Origin of the sequence: Bacillus sp. AFS023182, assembly GCF_002560575.1 — a bacterium.
Lineage (GTDB): Bacteria > Bacillota > Bacilli > Bacillales > Bacillaceae_G > Bacillus_A > Bacillus_A arachidis.
Map to the genome: position 1 here is coordinate 53,163 of NZ_NTRO01000023.1, position 20,838 is coordinate 74,000.

Consider the following 20,838-nt stretch of genomic DNA (forward strand, 5'->3'; position numbering starts at 1 on the left):
TATTATTTACCAAGAAAGCTTTTTTTGAAGAAATCTAATTGAAAATCTAACGTAATTGGATCATTAAAGTAGAATTCTTTTGCATTTACTTCAAAAACTTTATTGTTTTTAACAGCTGGAATATTTTTATACGATTCTGTTTCTTGGAATGAATTATTTGCATCATTGTTTTTACTTACGATTAAGTAATCTCCAGCATATTCAGGTAGAACCTCAGCAGATAATGCATAGTATCCATCTTTTTGCGCTTTTTCTTTTACTTTTTCAGGCATTTTTAATTTCATTTCTTGATAAAGAATTTCCGTTCCACGTCCCCAGTTATCACCAAATACATAAATTTGTTTGTCAAAGTTTTCGATAACAGAAACGGTTGTATCTTCACCAATTTTTGCTTTAATATCTTTTCCTGCAGTTTGTGCACGTTTTTTGAAATCATCGACCCAAGCTTGTGCTTCTTTTTCTTTATTTAGTAGTTTACCGATTTCTAAATGTTGTGTTAAGTAGTCTACTTTTCCATATGTGAATGTTACAGTAGGAGCGATTTTCTTTAACTTATCGATATTTTTAACGTTTGATAAACCAATGATTAAATCTGGATTTAATTCGATGATTTTTTCAATATTTTCATCAGATACTTCTGTAACATCTTTTAATTGTTTCTCGAAACGTGGATTCATTTTAGACCAAGAATCTACACCAACAAGATTTACACCTAAAGACATTACGTTACCTGCGAATGATGATAGTACAACAACACGTTTTGGATTTGCGGGAACTTCAACTTTCCCGTTTTCGGATTGGTATGTAACTGTTTCTGTTTTACTTTCCTTTGCATTTGAAGCGTTTTTCTTATCTGTAGAGCCATTGCTACAAGCACTCATAGCGAGTACAAATAGAACTGTAAGTGAAATGAATAATTTTTTCATTTTTCTTCTCCTTCTATAAAGTGTTTGTAATGTATAGATTTCTAACAAGCTAAGTGTCTCGCTATTAATTATTCTTATAAATCTTGATATCGAGATTTATAAGAATAAAATACTTGATTGATCTAAAAATGAATCTTTATTTTCCTACCAATTTTGTTAATAGTTTACATATTGATAATGATTATCAATATTAACCCTTTAAATAATATAATTTTATCTTTTTGTCTTGTCAATAGTATTTTTAATTGTAAATTTAACGAAAAAAAGATATATTTTATTGATAATGATAATCAATTTTGTTCAATGAATGAGGAGTGAACGGAAATGAATCAAGAAGAGTTATTTGATGTGACCGTGATTGGAGGAGGTCCAGCAGGGCTTTACTCAGCGTTTTATAGTGGACTAAGAGAAATGAAAACAAAGATAATTGAATTTCAGCCACAGTTAGGTGGAAAGATACATGTTTATCCGGAAAAAATGATTTGGGATATCGGGGGATTGCCACCAGTTACTGGAGCGCGGTTAATTGAGCAACTTGTGGAGCAAGGGTTAACATTTCATCCAAAAGTAGTGTTGAATGAAAAGGTAGAATCAATCACTCGGAATGAAGAGGGAATTTTTATACTAACAACTTTCTCTGGTCAAAAGCATTTTTCAAAAACAGTTATTGTAGCTACTGGAAGTGGAATATTGAAGCCACAAAAGTTAGCAATTGAAGGTGCAGAGAGGTTTGAAGTCTCAAATTTAAATTATACTGTAAAATCCTTAAAGCGTTTTAAAGATAAGACTGTAATTATTTCAGGAGGAGGAAACTCTGCGATAGATTGGGCAAATGAATTAGAACCCATTGCGAAAAAGGTTTATTTAACATATAGAAAAGATGCTTTAGCTGGCCACGAAGCACAAGTTACTCAACTTATGAATAGTTCGGTAGAGTGTTTCTTTAATACGTCTATTACAAAGTTGATGGCTGATGATAATCACGAAGTAATTGAATATATTGAGTTAACGAATCAAGAAACAGGTGAAGTTTCTCATTTATCTATTGATGAAATCATTATTAATCATGGGTATGAACGTGATATGACGTTATTGGAAAATAGTGAGCTAAATGTTGAAATCGTTGATAATTATTTTATTGCTGGGAGTGCAAGCAGTGAATCTTCCATAGAAGGGTTATATGCTGCTGGGGATATTCTAAAGCATGAAGGGAAATTGCACTTAATTGCTGGGGCCTTCCAAGATGGTGGCAATGCTGTAAATAAGGCGAAACAATTTATTCAGCCAGATGCGAGTGAATATGGAATGGTTTCTTCACATAATGATGTTTTCAAACAGCGTAACCGAGAACTTATTAAGCAAATGGTGAAATAATGGGTTGTGTTAAGAAGGCCAAAGAAAAGAAAGAAATGAATAGAGAAAAATGCGTAAATGAATGATGAGGGATTTGAAATAAATATCTTTGTAGTAGATAAACACCCAGTTACTTTCTTATCTTTATTAAGTAAGGAAGTAGGCTGGGTGTTTATCTATTTTCTTAAGGCAAGGAAAATCATGCTGTTCCTTGTGCGTAATGATCAGGAAATTGCTTGTTTTGCACAGAGGCAATGTATTGTTTACCATGTTTTCTAGCAACAGATTCTAGTATGTGACGTACACGTTTTGTAAGTCGGCCCTGATTTTGTAATGCCTCGCAGTATGCATCATAGTAAGCATATTTAGCCCAAAGAAAATCATCTTGTTGGAATAAGAAATGATTTTGATACCATTCTCCAATTGTACTATAGTTCACGTTTTCATTTATAGCCTTTCTTTGCCCAATAATTCTTTTTGGTAAATCTTTAGAAAGCTGAGCAGCGGTGTTTGTTGTTTCAGATTGTAATGCTTGCTCTAACATTGTAATGATGTGATGAGTAGCCATATGTTAACTCCCCTTTTTGTAAATGGATAAGTGCCATCTGTATTTTTTATATCCTCTATATTACTATACAAGATATGGAATGCATCTACCTGCTTTTTGATTTGTATTTACAAAATCTTTTATAATGATCTAGACATAAAAAATAATAAGGGAATGAAACAATTGTATATAACGGTAAAAGAAGCAGCAGAATATTTAAATCTTCCGGAAGCTTACATTGAAGAATTGATTCAGCAAAAACGAATTCGAGCCGTATATGACGGTGAGCAATATTTGCTGAATAAAGAACAGTTCAATACGCATTTAGAGCAGATGGAAAAATATAAGCAGTTAGTAGAAGAAATATTAAATGAGCCAATTCCAGAGGATATGGATGTAAAAGACGAAGATTAAAATTCATGGGTCTATGGTGTAGTATCCTATGAAAAGCTATACAGAATCGTTTTTAAAAATACCGTTTCAAGATGTGTAGAATCAGTATCTTGAAACGGTATTTTTTTATGCGGAAATAGTAAAAGAATGTGCATAAATGGAGGCCAATATCATGCCAGGTATTGATAGGAGCCCTGTTAGTCTTTTGTACATAAGAGACATACATATTGGATAAATGTACCTCCGTGTTAAAAACATATTTTTATATAATGGGACAATCATAGAGAACGTAACATGTACAGATACATATACTATCAGTGCAAACGACTTATAAATGAATGAAAGGAGTTTTCTCATGAGCGAGCTTAGTAGTGATTTGCTGTATGGATTGATTGGAGAGAGTGTTAGAGTGAATCGAGGTGGACCAGAGTCCCAAAAAGGTACAGTGGTTTCGGTTTATTCTGATTACTTTGTCTTGTTAAGTGAAAGTGGAACGGTTTTCTATTATCAGTTAGAGCATATTAAAAGTATTACAAGGAATGTAAAGGAGAGCGGTGTGGAAATTGTAAGTTTACCAACATTTGTAGAAAGTGATGATTTTCACGGCTTACTCCAAAACTTAAAATATCGTTGGGTGAAAATTAATCGCGGTGGTCCTGAAAAAATTGAAGGGATTTTACAAGATGTATCTTGTGAATTTGTAACATTAATCGTAAAAGAGGAAGTTGTACAGATTGCTCATTATCATATTAAAAGCATAAATTACGGTTTACAAGTACAAGCAGAAGAGGATGAAGATAATCAATCAAATAATCAACAATATAGAGCAAGAGCAACAAGACAGTCGAGTCGAAACCGATAATGATAAAGAAGGAAAAAGAGGAAAAGGAGGAGTGGAATTGAAAAATATACAGCCTTTCAATCAAATTAAAGGCTTGGTGTATCAAGGAGTAAAAGTGAACCTCGGCGGACCAGAGAGTCGAACTGGTGTGTTGTTAGCGGTTGGAGATGACTATCTTGTTCTTCAAGCCAATACGGGTGAAGTTGTTTATTATCAACAAGAGCATGTTAAAAGCGTGATAAATAAAGCAAAAGAACTAGGTGTTGCCGCTAACTTTATCGAGCAGCCATATGTGACGGGGCAAGCTTTTCAAGATATACTTGCTACTTTGAAGCATAAGTGGGTAAAAATTAATCGTGGTGGTCCAGAGAGTGTTGAAGGTATATTAAGTGAAGTGAATGATGAATATATTACATTAGTGAACCGCGATGAAGTGATTTATATTGTTACATTTCACATTAAAAATGTAAATCAAATTACTAAAAATAAGAAAAATGAAGAAGAAAATTAATTATTAAAAATAAGAAGGGGCATATGGAAACAAGGGTCGAGAATGGAGACTGCTCAATAGGTCTTGTTTTTTCTTATAATATTGGTTACATGTCCCGCACATTTTTTGTGAGAAATGGATCATGTTTGTATTCCGTCATTAGAAATATGAAAAAGCAATGTGTGCTGTAAATAGGTCATAATCAATCTTATTTTTAGCGATATTGTCAAAATTAGTATTTGTAGAAAGGAGGACACAGATGAATGACCTAAGCAAAAATATTGGAGAATATATCTATGTTAAATTAATCGGTGAGAAAAGGTTTAAAGGATTATTAATTGATGTAGGCAATGATATTGTCGTTATTTATGATGGGAAAGATTATATCTATATTTCTTCATATCATATTCAATATTATAAATTTTTGGAGAGTCCTATGGCCGAAATACAAAAGCCAGAAACAGATTCTGTTATTAAAAGAGAGTCACCATCAATTTCGCTAAGGAAAGTCTTGAGTACATCGAAAGGGATCTTTACGGAGATTTATGTAGCTGGTGATTACGCTATTCATGGTTATGTTACAAGTATTATGAATGACTATTTAGTATTCTATAGCCCCGTGTACAAAACAGTATATGTTTCTTTAAAACATTTAAAATGGTTAATCCCCTATCAAGAAAATCAAATTCCGTATGCCCTCAATAAAAATGAACTTCCAGTTAATCCATTAAATATTACACTAGCTAGAACATTTGAAGAACAGCTAATCAAAGTAGCAGGGAAAATTATAGTGTTCGATTTAGGAGAGCTCTCAAATAAAATAGGGAAGATGACAAAAATTGAAGACGGTCATATTGAATTGATTAAGGCGCGTGATGAAAAAGTATATTTAAATATTCAACATGTAAAATCGGTTCATTTTCCGTAAGTTTGTTATGATGGCTTGCTTTTTCTTTTATGCATGTAAAAGAAAAAGCAAGCCTATTTTTGTCTTCCCATTCGGATGGGGAGTAGTACTTCAACCTAAAAAGAAAGGTTACATGTCGTTTTTTCAATTTGTATTTATAGAGTTATGAGTTAATAAGGCATATTTTCATAATAAAAAATGTGTACGAGCATGTTTATTATGTCCAAGCTACCCTTTCAAAATTGAATAAATTATGTATTATCTAATTAAATATTAAAGGAGTTTTCAAAGTGAGTCAGCTTAAACATTCATTTTCAATTACATTACTTGGTAGTGGCGGTGGAGCAGCTAAAGCAGTATTGGCAGTGTTAAACCAATCTGTGGTAAATATCAATGATCCTATTTATTCCGTGATAAAAGATTTAAAGTTTCATCTTGTTGATATAAAGCAAAAGGAAAAAAATTATTATGATGAATTATTTCCAAACTTGAAGGACAAATTCTTTCTTCATGAAATAAATCTTCAAAATTCGGTACTGTTTAAACAGCATTTACAGCAAACGGATACTGGTGTAGTTATCGACGTTTCTGGAGCAGATACGATTAGTATACTGAGTTGTTGTAATGAATTAGGAATTGCTTATATAAATTCAGCTTTAGAGAATGAACAGGTTGATCAAGATGATAGTTTAATGGGTTTTCAGCTTACGGAACGCTATACGAGATTTGAAAAGGAAAAAAATAAATTTACAAACACAAGAGCTATTATAGGATCAGGAATGAATCCTGGTGTTGTTCAATGGATGGTTGTACAGCTTATGAAAGAACAACCAGAGAAAAAGCCACGAGCATGTTATATTATAGAGCATGATTATTCTTTCTTTGCAGACCAAAATCTTATAAAACCAAATACTCTTTATGCTTCATGGGCTGTAGAACGTTTTCTTGATGAAGCGATATTAAGTTATCCAATGTATGTAAGTCATCATCGACCAATCTATTTTTATGAGGATGTATATGCTTCGGAGTATAAGGTGAGATTAGGAGAGAAAGAGTTTCATGGTTGTCTAATGCCACATGAAGAAGTTCTTATTCTTGGAAAAACATTTGATATGGAAGTAGGTTTCCTTTACCGTATTAATGAATATACAACAGATTTAATTCGAAAAAATCTAGATGATGTGGATAAATTATGGAATTGGAATCGAAAGGTTTTTAATCCGGCAGAGGACGAAATAGCTGGAGAGGATTTAGTTGGTGTGTTACTTGTTTATGAAGACAATGAAAAATATATGTATAATGTAATGAATAGTAGTGAGGTTTTTCAGAAATATAAGACGAATGCAACTTATTTTCAGGTTGGTTGTGGCATTTATGCTGGATTGTCCAGCCTGCTGTTAGATATATTTTCACCAGGTGCATATTATGTTGAGGAATTATTACTTAATACAAAAAGCAAATATGGTGAATATTTACGTGTTTATATGAACGATTTTGTGATAGGTGATAATTCATTTACAGATGGATTGCTTCATGAGCGAGTGAAGTGGATCTAATTAACTATTTGTTAAAGAAGGGGCACTCCCTTTATTATATTGGTACAGGGAAAAAGCCAAGGAACCTTGCCAAATATATAGAATTTAAAAACAAGAGTACTTTTCAGAAAAGTGCTCTTGTTGTGTAAATATAAACATTTTATGAAAAGTTACAAGAATGCTTTTTTTTATAAAATACTTAGTTTATAATGGAGGAAAATATCGACATGAAGTTTTATTACTCATGTACCGGTTTGTAGTTTTTACTTGTACGAATGGTTATAACAAGTTGGGTTTATGTGAATTAAAAAAGAGGGGTGCACATGCATCCTTTTTTCTATGTTGATATTATGACAGAGGTGGTACGATGGAACTAACATTAAATTCGACCGTATGTTTACACACGATTCAATTTCAAAAAGATCAAAAGAATTATATTGTAAAAGATACAATTACAGGAGAAAAATATGAAATGCCGCCACTTTGCATTGATGCACTTGCAATGATGCGTGACGGCTTTTTATTGGGAGAAATTGAAGAAAAGCTAAAGGAAGAGTATCCAAAAGAAGAAGTAAATATTTTGGAATTTGCGAGGCAATTGTTAGAACTAGAGCTTGTCGGAATGGTTGATGGAGAAGAAATTATTTGTACGAAAAAGAAAGATAAAGACTATTTTGCCTGGATTCGTCCTCGGGTTGAACAGTTTTTTCTTAATTTGAATCGAAAATATCGAAGCAGAGATCAATGATGATCTCTGCTTTTTTGTTGAATTAGAAAATAACCGCGAATGCTCTAGCAAAAGCGCCGTCACTATTTTTAATTTTTAATGGTGCTGCTGAAAAGAAAAAGCGTTTTGTTACAAGAATAAAAATAGGTATTCACCCAACTAAGGATTCCAGCATATGGTGGTTTATGTAAGTAAACTGCTGCAAAGGAGTGAGTGCAGTGACAGGGAAGATTTTAAATTATTATGCTGGTGGTAATACAGCTAGAGGTTTTTATAGTCTATACGAGGAAAACTTAAGTGGATTGGAAAGGCTGTTCATTTTGAAAGGTGGTCCAGGGACAGGGAAATCCTCACTGATGAAAGCGATTGGGCATGAGTGGACTGGAAGAGGATATGATATTGAATTTTTGCATTGTTCTTCTGATAACAAATCCATCGATGGTGTTATTATCCCCAAATTAAAAGTAGGAATTGTAGATGGAACAGCACCACATGTCATTGAGCCAAAAACACCTGGAGTTGTAGAAGAATATGTAAACTTAGGCGTTGCTTGGGATTCAGAAAAGTTACGAAAGCATAAAGATGCGATTACACGTTATATATCGGAAGCCAGCGGTGCCTTTCAATCAGCGTATGCTTGTTTCAAAGAGGCATTAGCTATACACGATGATTGGGAGAAAATTTATATTGATAATATTGATTTTGAAAAAGCAAATGAAGTAACAAATCAGCTTATACAAAAGTTATTTGCAACTAACAAAGGAATGCAGGCGGTTGTAAAGCACCGTTTCTTAGGAGCAGCGACACCAAAAGGTGCGGTTGATTTTGTTCCGAATTTAACTGAAGGGATTCCTCATCGTTACTTTATAAAAGGGCGCCCTGGGTCAGGGAAATCTACGATGTTAAAAAAAATAGCAGCGGCAGCAGAAGAAAAAGGTTTTGAAGTTGAAGTATATCATTGTGGATTTGATCCAAATAGTCTAGATATGATTATTGTAAGAGAGTTGGGATTTGCAATCTTTGACAGCACAGCACCACATGAGTATTTTCCAGAGCGAGAAGGTGACAAGGTTATTGATATGTATGATCTCATTGTTAATCCCGGAACAGATGAAAAATATGCTACAGAAATTCGCAATGTTTCGATTCAATATAAAACAAAAATGAATGAGGCGATGTCCTTCTTGGCAAAAGCAAAAGCAGTACGAGATAAGTTAGAGCGGATTTATATTGCTGCTATGGACTTTTCAAAGGTAGAGGAATATAAAAAAGAAATACAAAGAGAATTTGAGCGACTTGCAGAGGTTGATACTCAGAAACAAAAGTAGGAAAGTTTCGGGCTGTCAGGTAATTCCTGACAGCTGTTTTGAAATGTAGTAGAATTAGTATTATAGTTGTCGAATTTCCAGGGAAATGATCAGAATATGAGGGTGATACATATGAGAGATAAAATTCAATTGGAATTAGAGAAAATCGAGAAAGAGAACGATGTGAACATTTTATTTGCAGTAGAATCTGGAAGCCGGGCATGGGGATTTCCGTCGAAAGATAGTGACTATGATGTTAGATTTGTATATATTCATCAAGTAGATTGGTATTTATCTATTAATGAGAAGCGTGATGTCATTGAATATCCAATTAGTGATGCATTGGATATAAGTGGCTGGGATATTCGAAAAGCCTTGCAGCTATTTGCAAAATCAAATCCTGCATTATTAGAGTGGATCCGTTCGCCAATCTTTTACTCTAAGAACTCGGATCTTCCAGAACGTTTACAAAAAATAAGCGAAGATGATTTTGATCCAAAGGCAACAATGTATCATTACTTACATATGGCTTCAAAAAACTATCGTGAATTTCTACAAGAAGAGAGTGTGAAGTTAAAAAAATACTTCTATGTATTACGTCCTATTTTAGCTTGCAAATGGTTAGAAGAGAAAGGGACATTGCCGCCTGTAGAGTTTGAGGAGTTAATGAATGAACTGGCGTTAAAACAAAATCTTCTAGCTGAGATTAATGATTTACTAATAAAGAAAAAAAGTGGTGTCGAGCTGGATGCTGGCCCGAAAATTACATTATTAAATGAATTCTTGGAGGAGCAGATTTCTTATTATCAAGAATATGTAAAAGAAATTGAAAAGGGAAAGGGCATTGAAGTTGAGAAGTTGAATGATTTATTTAGGGATATATTATTTAAGAGAGGAACAGAGCACCGATAATTTGGTGTGCTGCTTTTTTAGATGATACGTCAAAACAAAGTGAGAGCTAGAGAATTAGGTAGGAGATAAACTCTCTGTAAATCCCCACTGATGTACGTTTCGCCTAAATAAGTGTACTTACATAATAAATTGACTCATACAAAAAGAAACGTTTTTCTGTATGAGTCAATTTTAGCTTACAGGAATTTATTCTCCATCAACCCGTTTTAATGGCTTATCCGCAGGCCCTTCAATCACATCTCCTTCAATTGAAAAACGTGATCCGTGACAAGGACAATCCCACGTACAATCACCGCCGTTCCATTCTACTTCACAGCCAAGGTGTGTACATGTCGTATCAACAATATGTAGTTTTCCTTCATCATCTTTATAAGCACCTGCACGTTTTCCGTTTACTCTTACAACGGCACCCTCGCCATTTTCAAGATCTTCTGGTTTACGCAAAGCAAACTCTAGCTTTCCTTCAATTAAATGTTTTGCCACATCAAGATTTTGAGAAACAAATGTTTTTATATCTGAATCTGCATGGAATCGTGATGGAGCAAAGAGTTCTTTGTAGGGACTATCTGTTTTTGTAATCGAGGCTTTTAATAGCTGCGCTGCAGCAGTTCCCGTTGTCATCCCCCATTTCCGATAGCCTGTTGCAACAAATATGTTTGGATTCCTTTCATTGATATGCCCAATGTAAGGAAGTTTATCTAGAGTAATTAAGTCTTGTGTGGACCATCTATAAGGAATTTCATCTATTCCAAATGTTTCTTCTGCGAAAGAGTACAGTGCTTCATAATGAAGCATTGTATTGATTCCTTGTCCTGTTTTATGGCTTTCACCACCAACAAGAATAAGTTTTTCTCCATTCATTGTTGTGTAGCGTAAGGAGCGTGTAGGGTTGTCTATGCTTAAATACATGCCTCCGGGATAATCTTTTTTCGCTTTGATTGCTAGAACATAGGAACGCTCTGCATACATTCTTGCGAAGAAAAAGCTGTTCGCATCATAGAAAGGAAAATGGGAACAGGAAACGACATATCCACATGTAATGCGATGACCATCTTTTGTAATGACTTGTGGATAGAAACCTTTTTCGATATCAATTGCAGTGGTTTGTTCATAGATTGTTCCACCTGCTTCAATAAACTGTTCTACTAGATTTTTTAAATAATGAAGAGGATGGAATTGTGCTTGGTTTTTCATAACAAGTGCCGCCTGAACTGAGATCGGAAGTGGAATGGACTCTACATAGTCACAAGGAATATTTAGCTTTTTATAAGCTTCGTATTCTTTTGTTAATTTCCGTAATCCGTCATTGCAGTTTGTATATAAGTAGGCATTTTCTTCAGTAAAATCACAGTCAATGTTATTTGTTTTAACTGTTTCTTTTATAAATTGTAATGCTTTTTCATTTGCCTCATAGTATAGGCGAGCTTGATCAGCCCCCAAATGATGAATTAGCTCATCATAAATGAGATCGTGTTGTGCTGTAATCTTTGCGGTCGTATGGCCTGTCGTTCCATTTAAAATATTTCCAGAATCGATTAAAACAACTTTCAAGCCCTCTTTTGCAAGTAAATAAGCAGTTGTGATACCTGTAATTCCAGCGCCGATAATCGCGACTTCTGTTTTTATATTTTCGGATAACTTGGGGAAAATAGGGAGTGAAGTAGAGTCACGCCAATATGGTTCTGGAAATTTGGGAAATGAATGGTTTGCCATCGTATGATCCTCCTGTTTTAAAATAATGTACTACTTAATTTTTCCAACCTTTATCAAATTCATGTAGATTACTTTTACTTCAGAAGAAGGGATACTGTACAGTTAAGAATAAGTTTTAAATATTTGTAAAACAAAAATATTATTTTGGTATAATTTAAAATGTGTGTTTTGTCATAAAGATATTTTAAATGATAGCCAATTTTATAAAGGATTATTTATGCTCACATATAAGCTACTCTTGTATGAAGCTGATTTTCGTATATGTGAAAGTATTTATATATATAATGGATAAAAGCTTATGAAATCTATGTTTTTCCTTTGGTAAAATAAAATATTATTATGAAAATACAACCACATTTTATTACTAGGTCATAAAAGTTATTGACAATACAGAAAGTCTATTGATATGATTCATCATGTGGAAAGGTTGATAAAGAGTAAAAAGAGAAATGTTTTTCATTGATAATAAAAGCGAAAATGAGTGAGTATGATTTGCTTATTATAAATGCTTTTTGTAATTACCTAGTGTTATCAATCTGGAAACAAGAATTGATTTATGCAAGTTGCGTAAGCGCGGCATAAGAAAGGGGCAAAAGGATGAAGGAGCTTCATACGTTTGGATGGTATGCAGCGCGTGTATCGCCGCATTTGCCAAAAAAAGCATTTAAACCAGTTCCAACTCGTTTATTTGGTGGACTGGCTTATTTACTTGTGGCGGTAGCTGGGTTAATAACGATTGGTTTATTTGACTTGAATGTGTGGGCAAATCTTGGGATTGCAATTGTTCTCGGATTATGTTTTGCCTCACTTGGATTTTTAGGACATGAAATTTTGCACGGAACGGTTGTAAGAAAAGCATGGCTTCGTGATTTTTTAGGGGCAATTGCATTTATGCCATTGTCTACAGGGCCGAAACTATGGAGAAAGTGGCATAATGCGACGCACCATGTGCATACACAACATGAGGAACATGACCCGGATGCGTGGCCAACACTTGAAAAGATGAAGAAGAGTAAATTTTTAAGATGGGTGTATCGTATGCCACTTCATGTACGTTCTTTCTTCAGTTTTCTGTCACTAACAATTCAATTTACAATACATTCAACTCGTATGTTCTTTCATTTTATAAAAGAGTTTAAGTCATCGAATCAGAAGTCTGTATGGCTTCAACTTGTCTTGCCGTGGACGGTTTGGATTAGCTTATTATTTATTATGGGGCCTGCGAAGTGGTTATTTGCATACGTGATTCCATTATTAATTGCAAACTTTATTGTAATGGCATATATTGCAACAAATCACCGCTTAAATCCAATTGTTCCTGTAAATGATCCATTAGCTAACTGTTTATCTGTAACAGTGCCGCGCTGGGTTGATGTTTTGCATTTTAATTTCTCATATCATACGGAACATCATTTGTTCCCTGCTATGAGTTCAAAGTATTACCCATTAGTAAAAGAAAAAATTAAAGAAATGTGGCCGGAGCGTTATCATGAAATGCCGATGACGAAAGCATTAGCAGCGCTTTGGAACACACCTCGTGTATATTATCAAGGCAGTGAATTAGTTGACCCTCATAAAGAACATTTCTATGGTTCTTTAGGGAATGGGTTAGATCCTGATAATATTTCATATCGTGAGGAGCATATAGACGAGCAGGAAACTATTAAAAAAGTGAATCCATGATTGTGTGAAGTAGATTATTTAGAACCCTTTAACTATAAAAAAGCAAACTACCTAAAAAGTAGTTTGCTTTTTATTTTGTATTTTGACATGTTTTTTTGTATGTAATAGTAACTTTTCATGCATTTTTTTCAATCTAATAGATGAAATATTTTTTGCGGTTTTTCCTATAAAGAGAGTGCTTTTTCTTTCTTTTTATTTACGTGCAAAGAATTACTTTGTTTACGTTGAAGCCTTTTCTCTAAGCGGTTTACGAGATAGGTAAATAAAAGTACGAGTGCAAGATAATAGATACCAACAACAATATATGTTTCTAATTGTTGAAAATTACCAGCCGCTATAGAGAGACCAGAGCCCCATAATTCTGACATACCTACATAGGCAACAAGTGAAGAATCCTTTAACCCAATAATAAATTGGTTTCCTAGGGGCGGAATAGAGAGCCGGAATGCTTGTGGTAAGATAATGCGCCGCATAGCAAGTGGATAAGACATTCCAAGGGAACGGGCAGCTTCTAATTGTCCACGATCGACGGATTGAATAGATCCACGAAAAATTTCTGTAATATATGCTCCATTATGAATAGCTAAAGCGATTGCCCCCGCCCAAAAAGGGGTGAAGACAATGATAGATGTAATCCCGAAGTAAAGAATAGCAATTTGTACGATTAAAGGTGTACCACGGATAATAGCAATATAAACATGTGCAATACTATTTAATATTTTATTATTAGAGATACGAAAGAAGGCAAATAGTAGTCCGATTAATGAACCGAGTAGTAAGGAAGTTAACGTTAATTGTAATGTTATACCAACAGCCTTTAAAAGTGTTGGATACGTAGATATGAAAATTTCAAACATTAGAGTCACCTCAATATAGAATTTATTTTAAGAAATAGATGTGAATGCCCCACGGCTGAGGTGGGGCATCGCTTATGAATGAAAAATGATTTGTTTTTTAGAAGGGTACATCCTTTTATTTTGTTTTTTCCTCTTCTCCAAGAATATTTTTTCCAAACCATTTTTTACTGATTTTTTCATATGTGCCATCTTTAATAATTTCCTCCAACGCTTTGTTTACTTTCTTCACCATTTCTTTATCGTCTTTACGAATTGCAATTCCCATTTCCTCAAGATTTAATGGTTTGCCAGCTTCTTTTATATTTGATTTTCCCTCTTTTATCATACGAAGACCAACCATTTGATCCGTAATAACAGCATCTACTCGGCCTGGTTCTAAATCCATAAGAGCTGTAATGTCACTGTCGTATTCAGTGATTTGATCTGTATGTTTTTCCACAAGTGTTTTAAATGTACTAGCTTTTACAACACCGATTTTTTTTCCTTTTAAGTCTTCTACTGAAGAAATGGAATTGTTCTTTTTAGCTACGAAAATTTGTGCACCAGAGCGATAGTATGGATTCGTAAAATTAACGGCTTTTAGGCGGTCTTCTGTAATTGCCATACTTCCTAATATGACGTCATATTTTTTTGCTTTTAGACCTTGAATTAATGTTTCCCAAGGATTTGTCACTGGAACAGGCTTCATTCCCATCTTCTTTGCGAGTGCCTCACCAATTTCGACATCAAAGCCAACTAGTTTTCCGTCATTTTCTTTGAAATTAAAAGGTTTATATAAACCGCTCATTGCATAACGAAATTCGTTCCCTTCATTTGTTGAAGTTTCCTTACTACAGGCTCCAAGTATGAAAGAGACACATAGTGTAATTGTTGCAAAAACAGTAAGTATTTTCTTTTTCATCAAAACCCCTCCTATATATTTATCCTGCACATACGGGTTGTATCGTCGTATTCGTATTTTATATAGAAAGTTTCTAAGGGTGGGGTAATTTAGGCTACCCGTATGAGTTTTAATGCTTTAAGTATTCGTTGGGAGCGAAGTCCATCTCTATAAAATGTTTCGTAAAAACTGTTTTGCTCTCTCGTTTGACGGTGCTGAAAAAAATTGTTCTGGTAGTGCATCCTCTACAATTTGTCCATCATCCATGAAAATGACGCGATCTGCTACATCTCGTGCAAAGTTCATTTCATGGGTGACGATTACCATTGTCATTCCTTCACCAGCCAGCTCTTTCATAACTTGGAGTACTTCTCCAACAAGTTCAGGATCAAGAGCTGATGTAGGCTCATCAAATAGCATGATTTTTGGATTCATTGCAAGTGCGCGTGCGATTGCAATACGTTGCTTTTGTCCACCAGATAGAAGGTGAGGTGTTACGTTTGCTTTGTCTTGTAATCCAACCTTTTTTAAAAGGTCATTACCAATCTCTTTTGCTTTTGTTTTGTCCATTTTTTTCACATGAATAGGTGCTTCTATGATGTTTTCTAATGAGGTCATATGTGGAAAGAGGTTAAAATGTTGAAATACCATTCCAACATTTTCGCGGACTTTGTTTAAATTTGTACTTTTGGGATCGATTCGTTCACCTTGTAAATGAATCGATCCTTCATCGTACATTTCTAAAAAGTTGAGGCAACGAAGTAAAGTACTTTTTCCTGAACCGCTTGCGCCGATTAAAACAACAACTTCTTTTTCTTTTACTTCTAAATCAATTCCTTTTAAAACGTCTAATGAGCCAAATGATTTTACTAGATTTTGAACTTGAATCATACCAACCCCCCAGTCAAATTTGTATTTTACAAATGTTGTCTCTTATTTTTTTTATTAGTCATAAAGTGCCAAAACCCTTTATTTTTTGCGAAAAACATTGTCTGAGGGACGTGGAATTAGGAAGAGAATTCTCCTAGTAAGGTGATAAAAAGAGGTTTAGAAGAAAATAAAAATGTGTGTTTTATTTGTGGAAGGGAGGGATACTTTGTGGGAATCGAAAAACATTACAAGGGTCATATACTGTTTTTACTTTACGTAATCTTGTAAAGTTGGTGCCATAGTAAGAGTTTTGCCAATCTATAATATCAATATCAGGCCAATTGACATAATCACCTAATGTATAAGGTGCCATAGCATTTCGTAAATTTTTAATCCAACGTATATTTTGTTGTTCCTCATTGTCGCATTTCCAAGAAGTAAGGTATTCTTGAGCAATAATTGCCTTTCGATGGAAATAAGCTGTTTCACTAGGAGCAATGTCTTCTACAGTTCCTATCAGTGATTGATGCCAAACGCTGGCTGAAGGGTTTGGGGCATGACTAAGAAAATGTTTTAGAACTTGAATACCTTTAAGTGGAATCGTCTTATATACATAAGAACCAGAACGTTTGAATTTTTCTGGGATGTTACCACTATTAAAGAATTCAACTGCTTGTATATAAGGGACTTCTTCTATGAACAGAGAAGGGGTTCCAGCTTGTAATAAAGGTGCCAATAAATCGAGGAGTTCAGAAGGATGACCAACATATTCCCCTTGCACTTTAATTTTATTTCTCTGTTTAGAAAATAATTCAATAGATGAAGTAAGACGCTCGTCTATATAAGGTGCCCAGTTTTGCCAAGCTTGAAATGCGGTAATAAAGTCTTTCCATTCCCAGGTGAGTGAAAAAATAGAGACGTTTTGAATAGGATGAACACGAAATGTTAAAGATGTAACAATTCCGAAGTTCCCACCGCCACCACCGCGGCATGCCCAAAATAAATCAGCGTTTTCTCTTTCGCTGGCACGAATAGATTTCGCTCCAGATTTACCGACTGCTTGCACCATTTCTATTTCTAGTAGTTGATCACAAGTTAATCCAAATAAACGTGATAACATACCAATGCCACCGCCAAGTGTTAATCCAACAATTCCAACGCTAGCACTGGTGCCGACTGGTAATGTGACGCCATATTTCCACAGCTCTTTATAAACAGCACCAAGATTCGCTCCAGCTCCAATGGTTGCTGTCAAGCTGTCTTGCTGGACTATAATTCGATTCATTTCACTTACATCAATAATAAGTCCACGATTCAAAAGAGAAAAATTTTCATAGCTATGGCGACCACTTCGTATACGAAATGGTATATGACGTTCACGGGCCCATTTCAAGGCATTGCATACATCTTGAGTATTTTGACAGAAGACAATTATGCAGGGGAGTTTTGGAATACTTAAATTTAAGTTTATGCGGGCTACATCATACTCAGGATCTTCTGGAGTTACAATGCGCCCTGTTAATTTTGTTTTTGTCATTATATTGTTCCTTTCCATATAAGATTGGTTTTTACTATTGTATGAGAAAGCTTGTTTAGGAGTGTTTACACTATAGATAGAAAATAAATATTATGAAGGCAATACAATCATTGGTGCTGGTCATTCGTATGCAGATATATTTGCTATTGTAGAGGAAGCACAACGAAAAGGTGTACATACTGGGTTTTGTATCTTTATATTCTAGAAAATAATACTTTGGATAAAGATTAAAAACTATGAACGTTTCCGCAACATTTATCCCTGTCTCTTTCGAATGGAAATTATAGCAAGATATAATGAAGTTATAATATTCGAAAGGGTGTCTTTTATGAAAAAGGAAAAAAGACAACGGCTAATAAAACAATTGGTAAGAGAGTATGAAATAGATACACAAGAGAGATTAGTAGAATTATTAGAAGAGCATGGTGTGTTAGTTACACAGGCCACTATTTCGCGAGATATTCGTGAATTAAATTTAATAAAGGCAACCTCTTCAAACGGTTTAACTATATATAAGGTTCTCTCAGAGGATAATTTACAAACTGATACGAAGTTAAAGAAAAAGTTAAGAGAAGTTGTCGTAAAGATTGATTATGTAGATCAATTAACGGTTATTAAAACGTTACCTGGTAATGCTCACGTTATCGGTGTCTTATTAGATGCTTTAGATTGGAAAGAAAAAGTAGGATGTATATGTGGAAATGATACATGCCTTGTAGTTTCTCAATCAGAATCGGATAGGAAAGTTTTAGAAGAAAGGTTGAAATTAATTATGTAGGTGAAAGTCCTGTTTCTAATTGTTACTAGAAACAGGACTTTTTTTAGGATTTTAATATAAATTAGGGAAATCGATATTCACTATATATGCGTAATATATAGCTGTTTTACAAAATAGGGAGCGAAAAACCTTATAAAAATACAAATATATATTATTTTAAAAAATAACTTGTGAAATATTTAACTTGATAGTGTTAGCGTTTTCACAAAGGGGGAAGCACGTACCGTTTATTATGTACTTGTAGACATCAAACAAATTTAAAAGGAGGTACAACAAATGAAACATCCGATACATGTTACTTCAGAAATTGGGGAATTACAAACGGTTTTATTAAAACGTCCAGGTAAAGAAGTGGAAAACTTAACGCCAGATTATTTGCAACAATTATTATTTGACGATATCCCATATTTACCAATTATTCAAAAAGAACATGATTATTTTGCACAAACATTACGCAATCGGGGTGTTGAAGTTCTTTATTTAGAAAAACTAGCAGCTGAGGCGTTAGTTGATAAAAAACTTCGTGAAGAATTTGTTGATCGTATTTTAAAAGAAGGACAGGCTGACGTAAATGTTGCACATCAAACTTTAAAAGAATATTTACTTTCCTTTTCAAATGAAGAATTGATTCAGAAAATTATGGGGGGCGTACGTAAAAACGAAATTGAAACTAGTAAAAAAACGCACCTGTATGAATTAATGGAAGATCATTATCCATTTTATTTAGATCCAATGCCAAATTTATATTTTACTCGTGACCCAGCAGCTAGTATAGGTGATGGTTTAACAATTAACAAAATGAGAGAACCAGCACGGAGACGTGAATCATTATTTATGGAATATATCATTAAACATCATCCACGATTTGCAAGTCATGATGTGCCAGTTTGGTTAGATCGTGATCATAAGTTCCCAATTGAAGGCGGCGACGAGCTCATCTTAAATGAGGAAACAATTGCAATTGGAGTATCTGCTCGTACTTCAGCTAAAGCGATTGAGCGTTTAGCTAAGAATTTATTTAGCCGTCAAAATAAAATTAAGAAAGTGCTAGCAATAGAAATCCCAAAATGTCGTGCATTTATGCATTTAGATACAGTATTTACAATGGTCGATTATGATAAATTTACAATTCACCCAGCTATCCAAGGACCAAAAGGAAATATGAACATTTATATTTTAGAAAAAGGACAGGATGAAGAAACTCTTAAAATTACACATCGTACATCTTTAACTGAAGCGTTAAAAGAAGTGTTAGGTTTAAGTGAATTAGTACTTATCCCTTGCGGAGGAGGAGATGTGATTGCTTCTGCTCGTGAACAATGGAACGATGGATCTAATACATTGGCGATTGCGCCGGGAGTAGTTGTTACATATGATCGCAACTATGTATCAAATGCTTTATTACGTGAACATGGTATAGAAGTTATTGAAGTATTAAGTTCGGAATTATCACGCGGTCGTGGGGGTCCACGTTGCATGAGTATGCCGATTGTTCGAAAAGACATTTAGTATAAATAACGAGGAAAGTAGGGATGAATCATGTTGATGACTAAACCAAACTTAAAAGGAAGAAGTTTTCTTGCGGAAAAAGATTTTACAGAGGAAGAAATGTTATATTTTCTAGATTTAGCAGCAGAATTAAAAGAGAAAAAGAAAAATGGTATTCCGCATCGTTATTTAGAAGGTAAAAATATAGCCCTTTTATTTGAAAAAACTTCCACTCGTACACGGTGTGCATTTACGGTGGCATGTACGGATTTAGGGGCAAATCCTGAATACCTAGGTAAAAATGATATTCAGCTTGGGAAGAAAGAATCAGTTGAAGATACAGCAAAAGTTTTAGGACGTATGTTTGACGGAATTGAGTTCCGTGGTTTCGCTCATGCAACAGTGGAATCTTTAGCTGAAAACTCCGGTGTACCTGTATGGAACGGTTTAACAGATATGTGGCATCCAACCCAAACACTTGCAGATTTGTTAACAATTAAAGAGCATGTCGGACGTTTAAAAGATGTTAAGCTTGTATACGTTGGAGACGGACGGAACAACGTAGCAAATAGCTTGTTAGTCGGCGGAGCGATTGTAGGGATGAACGTATGTATTTGTACGCCAGAATCATTATTCCCAGCACAAGAAATAATCGATACAGCTAAAAAATATAATGATCAAGTTATGGTAACAAGTAATGTAGATGAAGCCGTTGCCGGTGCAGACGTAATTTATACAGATGTATGGGTATCAATGGGAGAAGAAGACAAATTTGCTGAACGTATTGAACTATTGGCACCTTATCAAGTAAATATGGAGATGATTAGAAAGACTGGAAATGATAATGTGATGTTCTTACATTGTTTACCCGCATTCCATGATGTAGAAACAGCGTATGGGGAAGATATATATGAAAAATATGGATTAAAAGAAATGGAGGTAAGTGACGAAGTATTCCGCAGTAAGCATTCAAAAGTATTTGATCAAGCAGAAAATAGAATGCATACAATTAAAGCGGTTATGGCTGCTACTCTAGGAAATATGGAGTAAAGAAGGAAGGAGATCTTCCTTCCTTCTTTACTCCTTTAGACACT

General features: G+C 34.4%; 20 protein-coding genes and 1 pseudogene. 13 read left to right on the forward strand and 8 right to left on the reverse strand.

Annotated features, from left to right (window positions below; genetic code table 11):
- Positions 1–2: 2 nt before the first annotated feature.
- On the reverse strand, positions 3–926 hold the full coding sequence (locus CN288_RS12855) for an iron-hydroxamate ABC transporter substrate-binding protein (protein ID WP_026592591.1): 924 nt from the start codon (positions 924–926) through the stop codon (positions 3–5).
- A gap of 324 nt (positions 927–1,250) precedes the next feature.
- On the opposite strand from CN288_RS12855, the gene CN288_RS12860 reads away from it, so the two are divergent.
- Positions 1,251–2,300, forward strand: a complete 1,050-nt coding sequence (locus CN288_RS12860; protein ID WP_026592590.1) for an NAD(P)/FAD-dependent oxidoreductase — start codon at positions 1,251–1,253, stop codon at positions 2,298–2,300.
- 178 nt (positions 2,301–2,478) lie between these two features.
- On the opposite strand, the gene CN288_RS12865 is transcribed toward CN288_RS12860, so the two are convergent.
- The gene (locus CN288_RS12865) at positions 2,479–2,847 is read right to left on the reverse strand and encodes a hypothetical protein (protein ID WP_098302386.1); all 369 of its coding nucleotides are present in this window, start codon (positions 2,845–2,847) and stop codon (positions 2,479–2,481) included.
- A 153-nt stretch (positions 2,848–3,000) separates the two neighbouring features.
- On the opposite strand from CN288_RS12865, the gene CN288_RS12870 reads away from it, so the two are divergent.
- From CN288_RS12870 to CN288_RS12895, 6 genes are all read left to right on the forward strand, one after another.
- Positions 3,001–3,240, forward strand: coding sequence for a helix-turn-helix domain-containing protein (locus tag CN288_RS12870; protein ID WP_090692530.1), 240 nt, complete (start codon positions 3,001–3,003; stop codon positions 3,238–3,240).
- Positions 3,241–3,574: 334 nt separating this feature from the next.
- On the forward strand, positions 3,575–4,081 hold the full coding sequence (locus CN288_RS12875) for a hypothetical protein (RefSeq protein ID WP_026592587.1): 507 nt from the start codon (positions 3,575–3,577) through the stop codon (positions 4,079–4,081).
- 37 nt (positions 4,082–4,118) lie between these two features.
- Positions 4,119–4,571 (forward strand): spore coat protein, encoded by a 453-nt coding sequence (locus CN288_RS12880; protein WP_090692528.1) that lies wholly within the window; start codon positions 4,119–4,121, stop codon positions 4,569–4,571.
- A 238-nt stretch (positions 4,572–4,809) separates the two neighbouring features.
- Positions 4,810–5,478: a hypothetical protein gene (locus tag CN288_RS12885; RefSeq protein WP_026592585.1), complete on the forward strand. Its 669-nt coding sequence runs from the start codon at positions 4,810–4,812 to the stop codon at positions 5,476–5,478.
- 269 nt (positions 5,479–5,747) lie between these two features.
- Complete coding sequence (locus tag CN288_RS12890; protein WP_026592584.1) at positions 5,748–7,013, forward strand: hypothetical protein; 1,266 nt, start codon at positions 5,748–5,750, stop codon at positions 7,011–7,013.
- Between the two features lie 346 nt (positions 7,014–7,359).
- On the forward strand, positions 7,360–7,740 hold the full coding sequence (locus CN288_RS12895) for a hypothetical protein (RefSeq protein ID WP_026592583.1): 381 nt from the start codon (positions 7,360–7,362) through the stop codon (positions 7,738–7,740).
- A 22-nt stretch (positions 7,741–7,762) separates the two neighbouring features.
- On the opposite strand, the pseudogene CN288_RS28300 reads toward CN288_RS12895, so the two are convergent.
- Positions 7,763–7,846 (reverse strand): annotated as a pseudogene (locus CN288_RS28300) (cyclase family protein); the annotation flags it as partial.
- A gap of 82 nt (positions 7,847–7,928) precedes the next feature.
- On the opposite strand from CN288_RS28300, the gene CN288_RS12905 reads away from it, so the two are divergent.
- Entirely contained in the window at positions 7,929–9,047 is a 1,119-nt protein-coding gene (locus CN288_RS12905; RefSeq protein ID WP_170833677.1) for a PRK06851 family protein, read from the forward strand.
- 111 nt (positions 9,048–9,158) lie between these two features.
- Positions 9,159–9,938 (forward strand): nucleotidyltransferase domain-containing protein, encoded by a 780-nt coding sequence (locus CN288_RS12910; RefSeq protein ID WP_026592581.1) that lies wholly within the window; start codon positions 9,159–9,161, stop codon positions 9,936–9,938.
- A 186-nt stretch (positions 9,939–10,124) separates the two neighbouring features.
- Here the strand turns inward: CN288_RS12910 and CN288_RS12915 are convergent, their stop codons facing one another.
- A complete protein-coding gene (locus CN288_RS12915; protein ID WP_026592580.1) occupies positions 10,125–11,651 on the reverse strand; it encodes an FAD-dependent oxidoreductase in 1,527 nt (508 codons plus the stop codon).
- Between the two features lie 597 nt (positions 11,652–12,248).
- Between CN288_RS12915 and CN288_RS12920 the strand changes: the two genes are divergently transcribed.
- Positions 12,249–13,334, forward strand: a complete 1,086-nt coding sequence (locus CN288_RS12920) for a fatty acid desaturase family protein (RefSeq protein ID WP_026592579.1) — start codon at positions 12,249–12,251, stop codon at positions 13,332–13,334.
- A gap of 164 nt (positions 13,335–13,498) precedes the next feature.
- Here the strand turns inward: CN288_RS12920 and CN288_RS12925 are convergent, their stop codons facing one another.
- From CN288_RS12925 to CN288_RS12940, 4 genes are all read right to left on the reverse strand, one after another.
- Positions 13,499–14,191 (reverse strand): amino acid ABC transporter permease, encoded by a 693-nt coding sequence (locus CN288_RS12925; protein ID WP_026592578.1) that lies wholly within the window; start codon positions 14,189–14,191, stop codon positions 13,499–13,501.
- Between the two features lie 115 nt (positions 14,192–14,306).
- Entirely contained in the window at positions 14,307–15,092 is a 786-nt protein-coding gene (locus tag CN288_RS12930; protein ID WP_026592577.1) for an ABC transporter substrate-binding protein, read from the reverse strand.
- Between the two features lie 147 nt (positions 15,093–15,239).
- Positions 15,240–15,962: an amino acid ABC transporter ATP-binding protein gene (locus CN288_RS12935; RefSeq protein WP_026592576.1), complete on the reverse strand. Its 723-nt coding sequence runs from the start codon at positions 15,960–15,962 to the stop codon at positions 15,240–15,242.
- Positions 15,963–16,143: 181 nt separating this feature from the next.
- Positions 16,144–17,478 carry an FAD-dependent oxidoreductase gene (locus CN288_RS12940; RefSeq protein ID WP_026592575.1) on the reverse strand — a complete coding sequence of 445 codons (1,335 nt, stop codon included), beginning with the start codon at positions 17,476–17,478 and terminating at the stop codon, positions 16,144–16,146.
- 328 nt (positions 17,479–17,806) lie between these two features.
- On the opposite strand from CN288_RS12940, the gene argR reads away from it, so the two are divergent.
- The 3 genes from argR to argF all read left to right on the forward strand — a co-directional run bounded on the left by argR (position 17,807) and on the right by argF (position 20,794).
- Positions 17,807–18,256 carry an arginine repressor gene (argR, locus tag CN288_RS12945; RefSeq protein ID WP_026592574.1) on the forward strand — a complete coding sequence of 150 codons (450 nt, stop codon included), beginning with the start codon at positions 17,807–17,809 and terminating at the stop codon, positions 18,254–18,256.
- 276 nt (positions 18,257–18,532) lie between these two features.
- Complete coding sequence (gene arcA, locus CN288_RS12950; RefSeq protein WP_026592573.1) at positions 18,533–19,765, forward strand: arginine deiminase; 1,233 nt, start codon at positions 18,533–18,535, stop codon at positions 19,763–19,765.
- A gap of 30 nt (positions 19,766–19,795) precedes the next feature.
- Positions 19,796–20,794, forward strand: a complete 999-nt coding sequence (argF, locus tag CN288_RS12955; RefSeq protein ID WP_026592572.1) for an ornithine carbamoyltransferase — start codon at positions 19,796–19,798, stop codon at positions 20,792–20,794.
- The last annotated feature ends 44 nt before the right edge of the window (positions 20,795–20,838 follow it).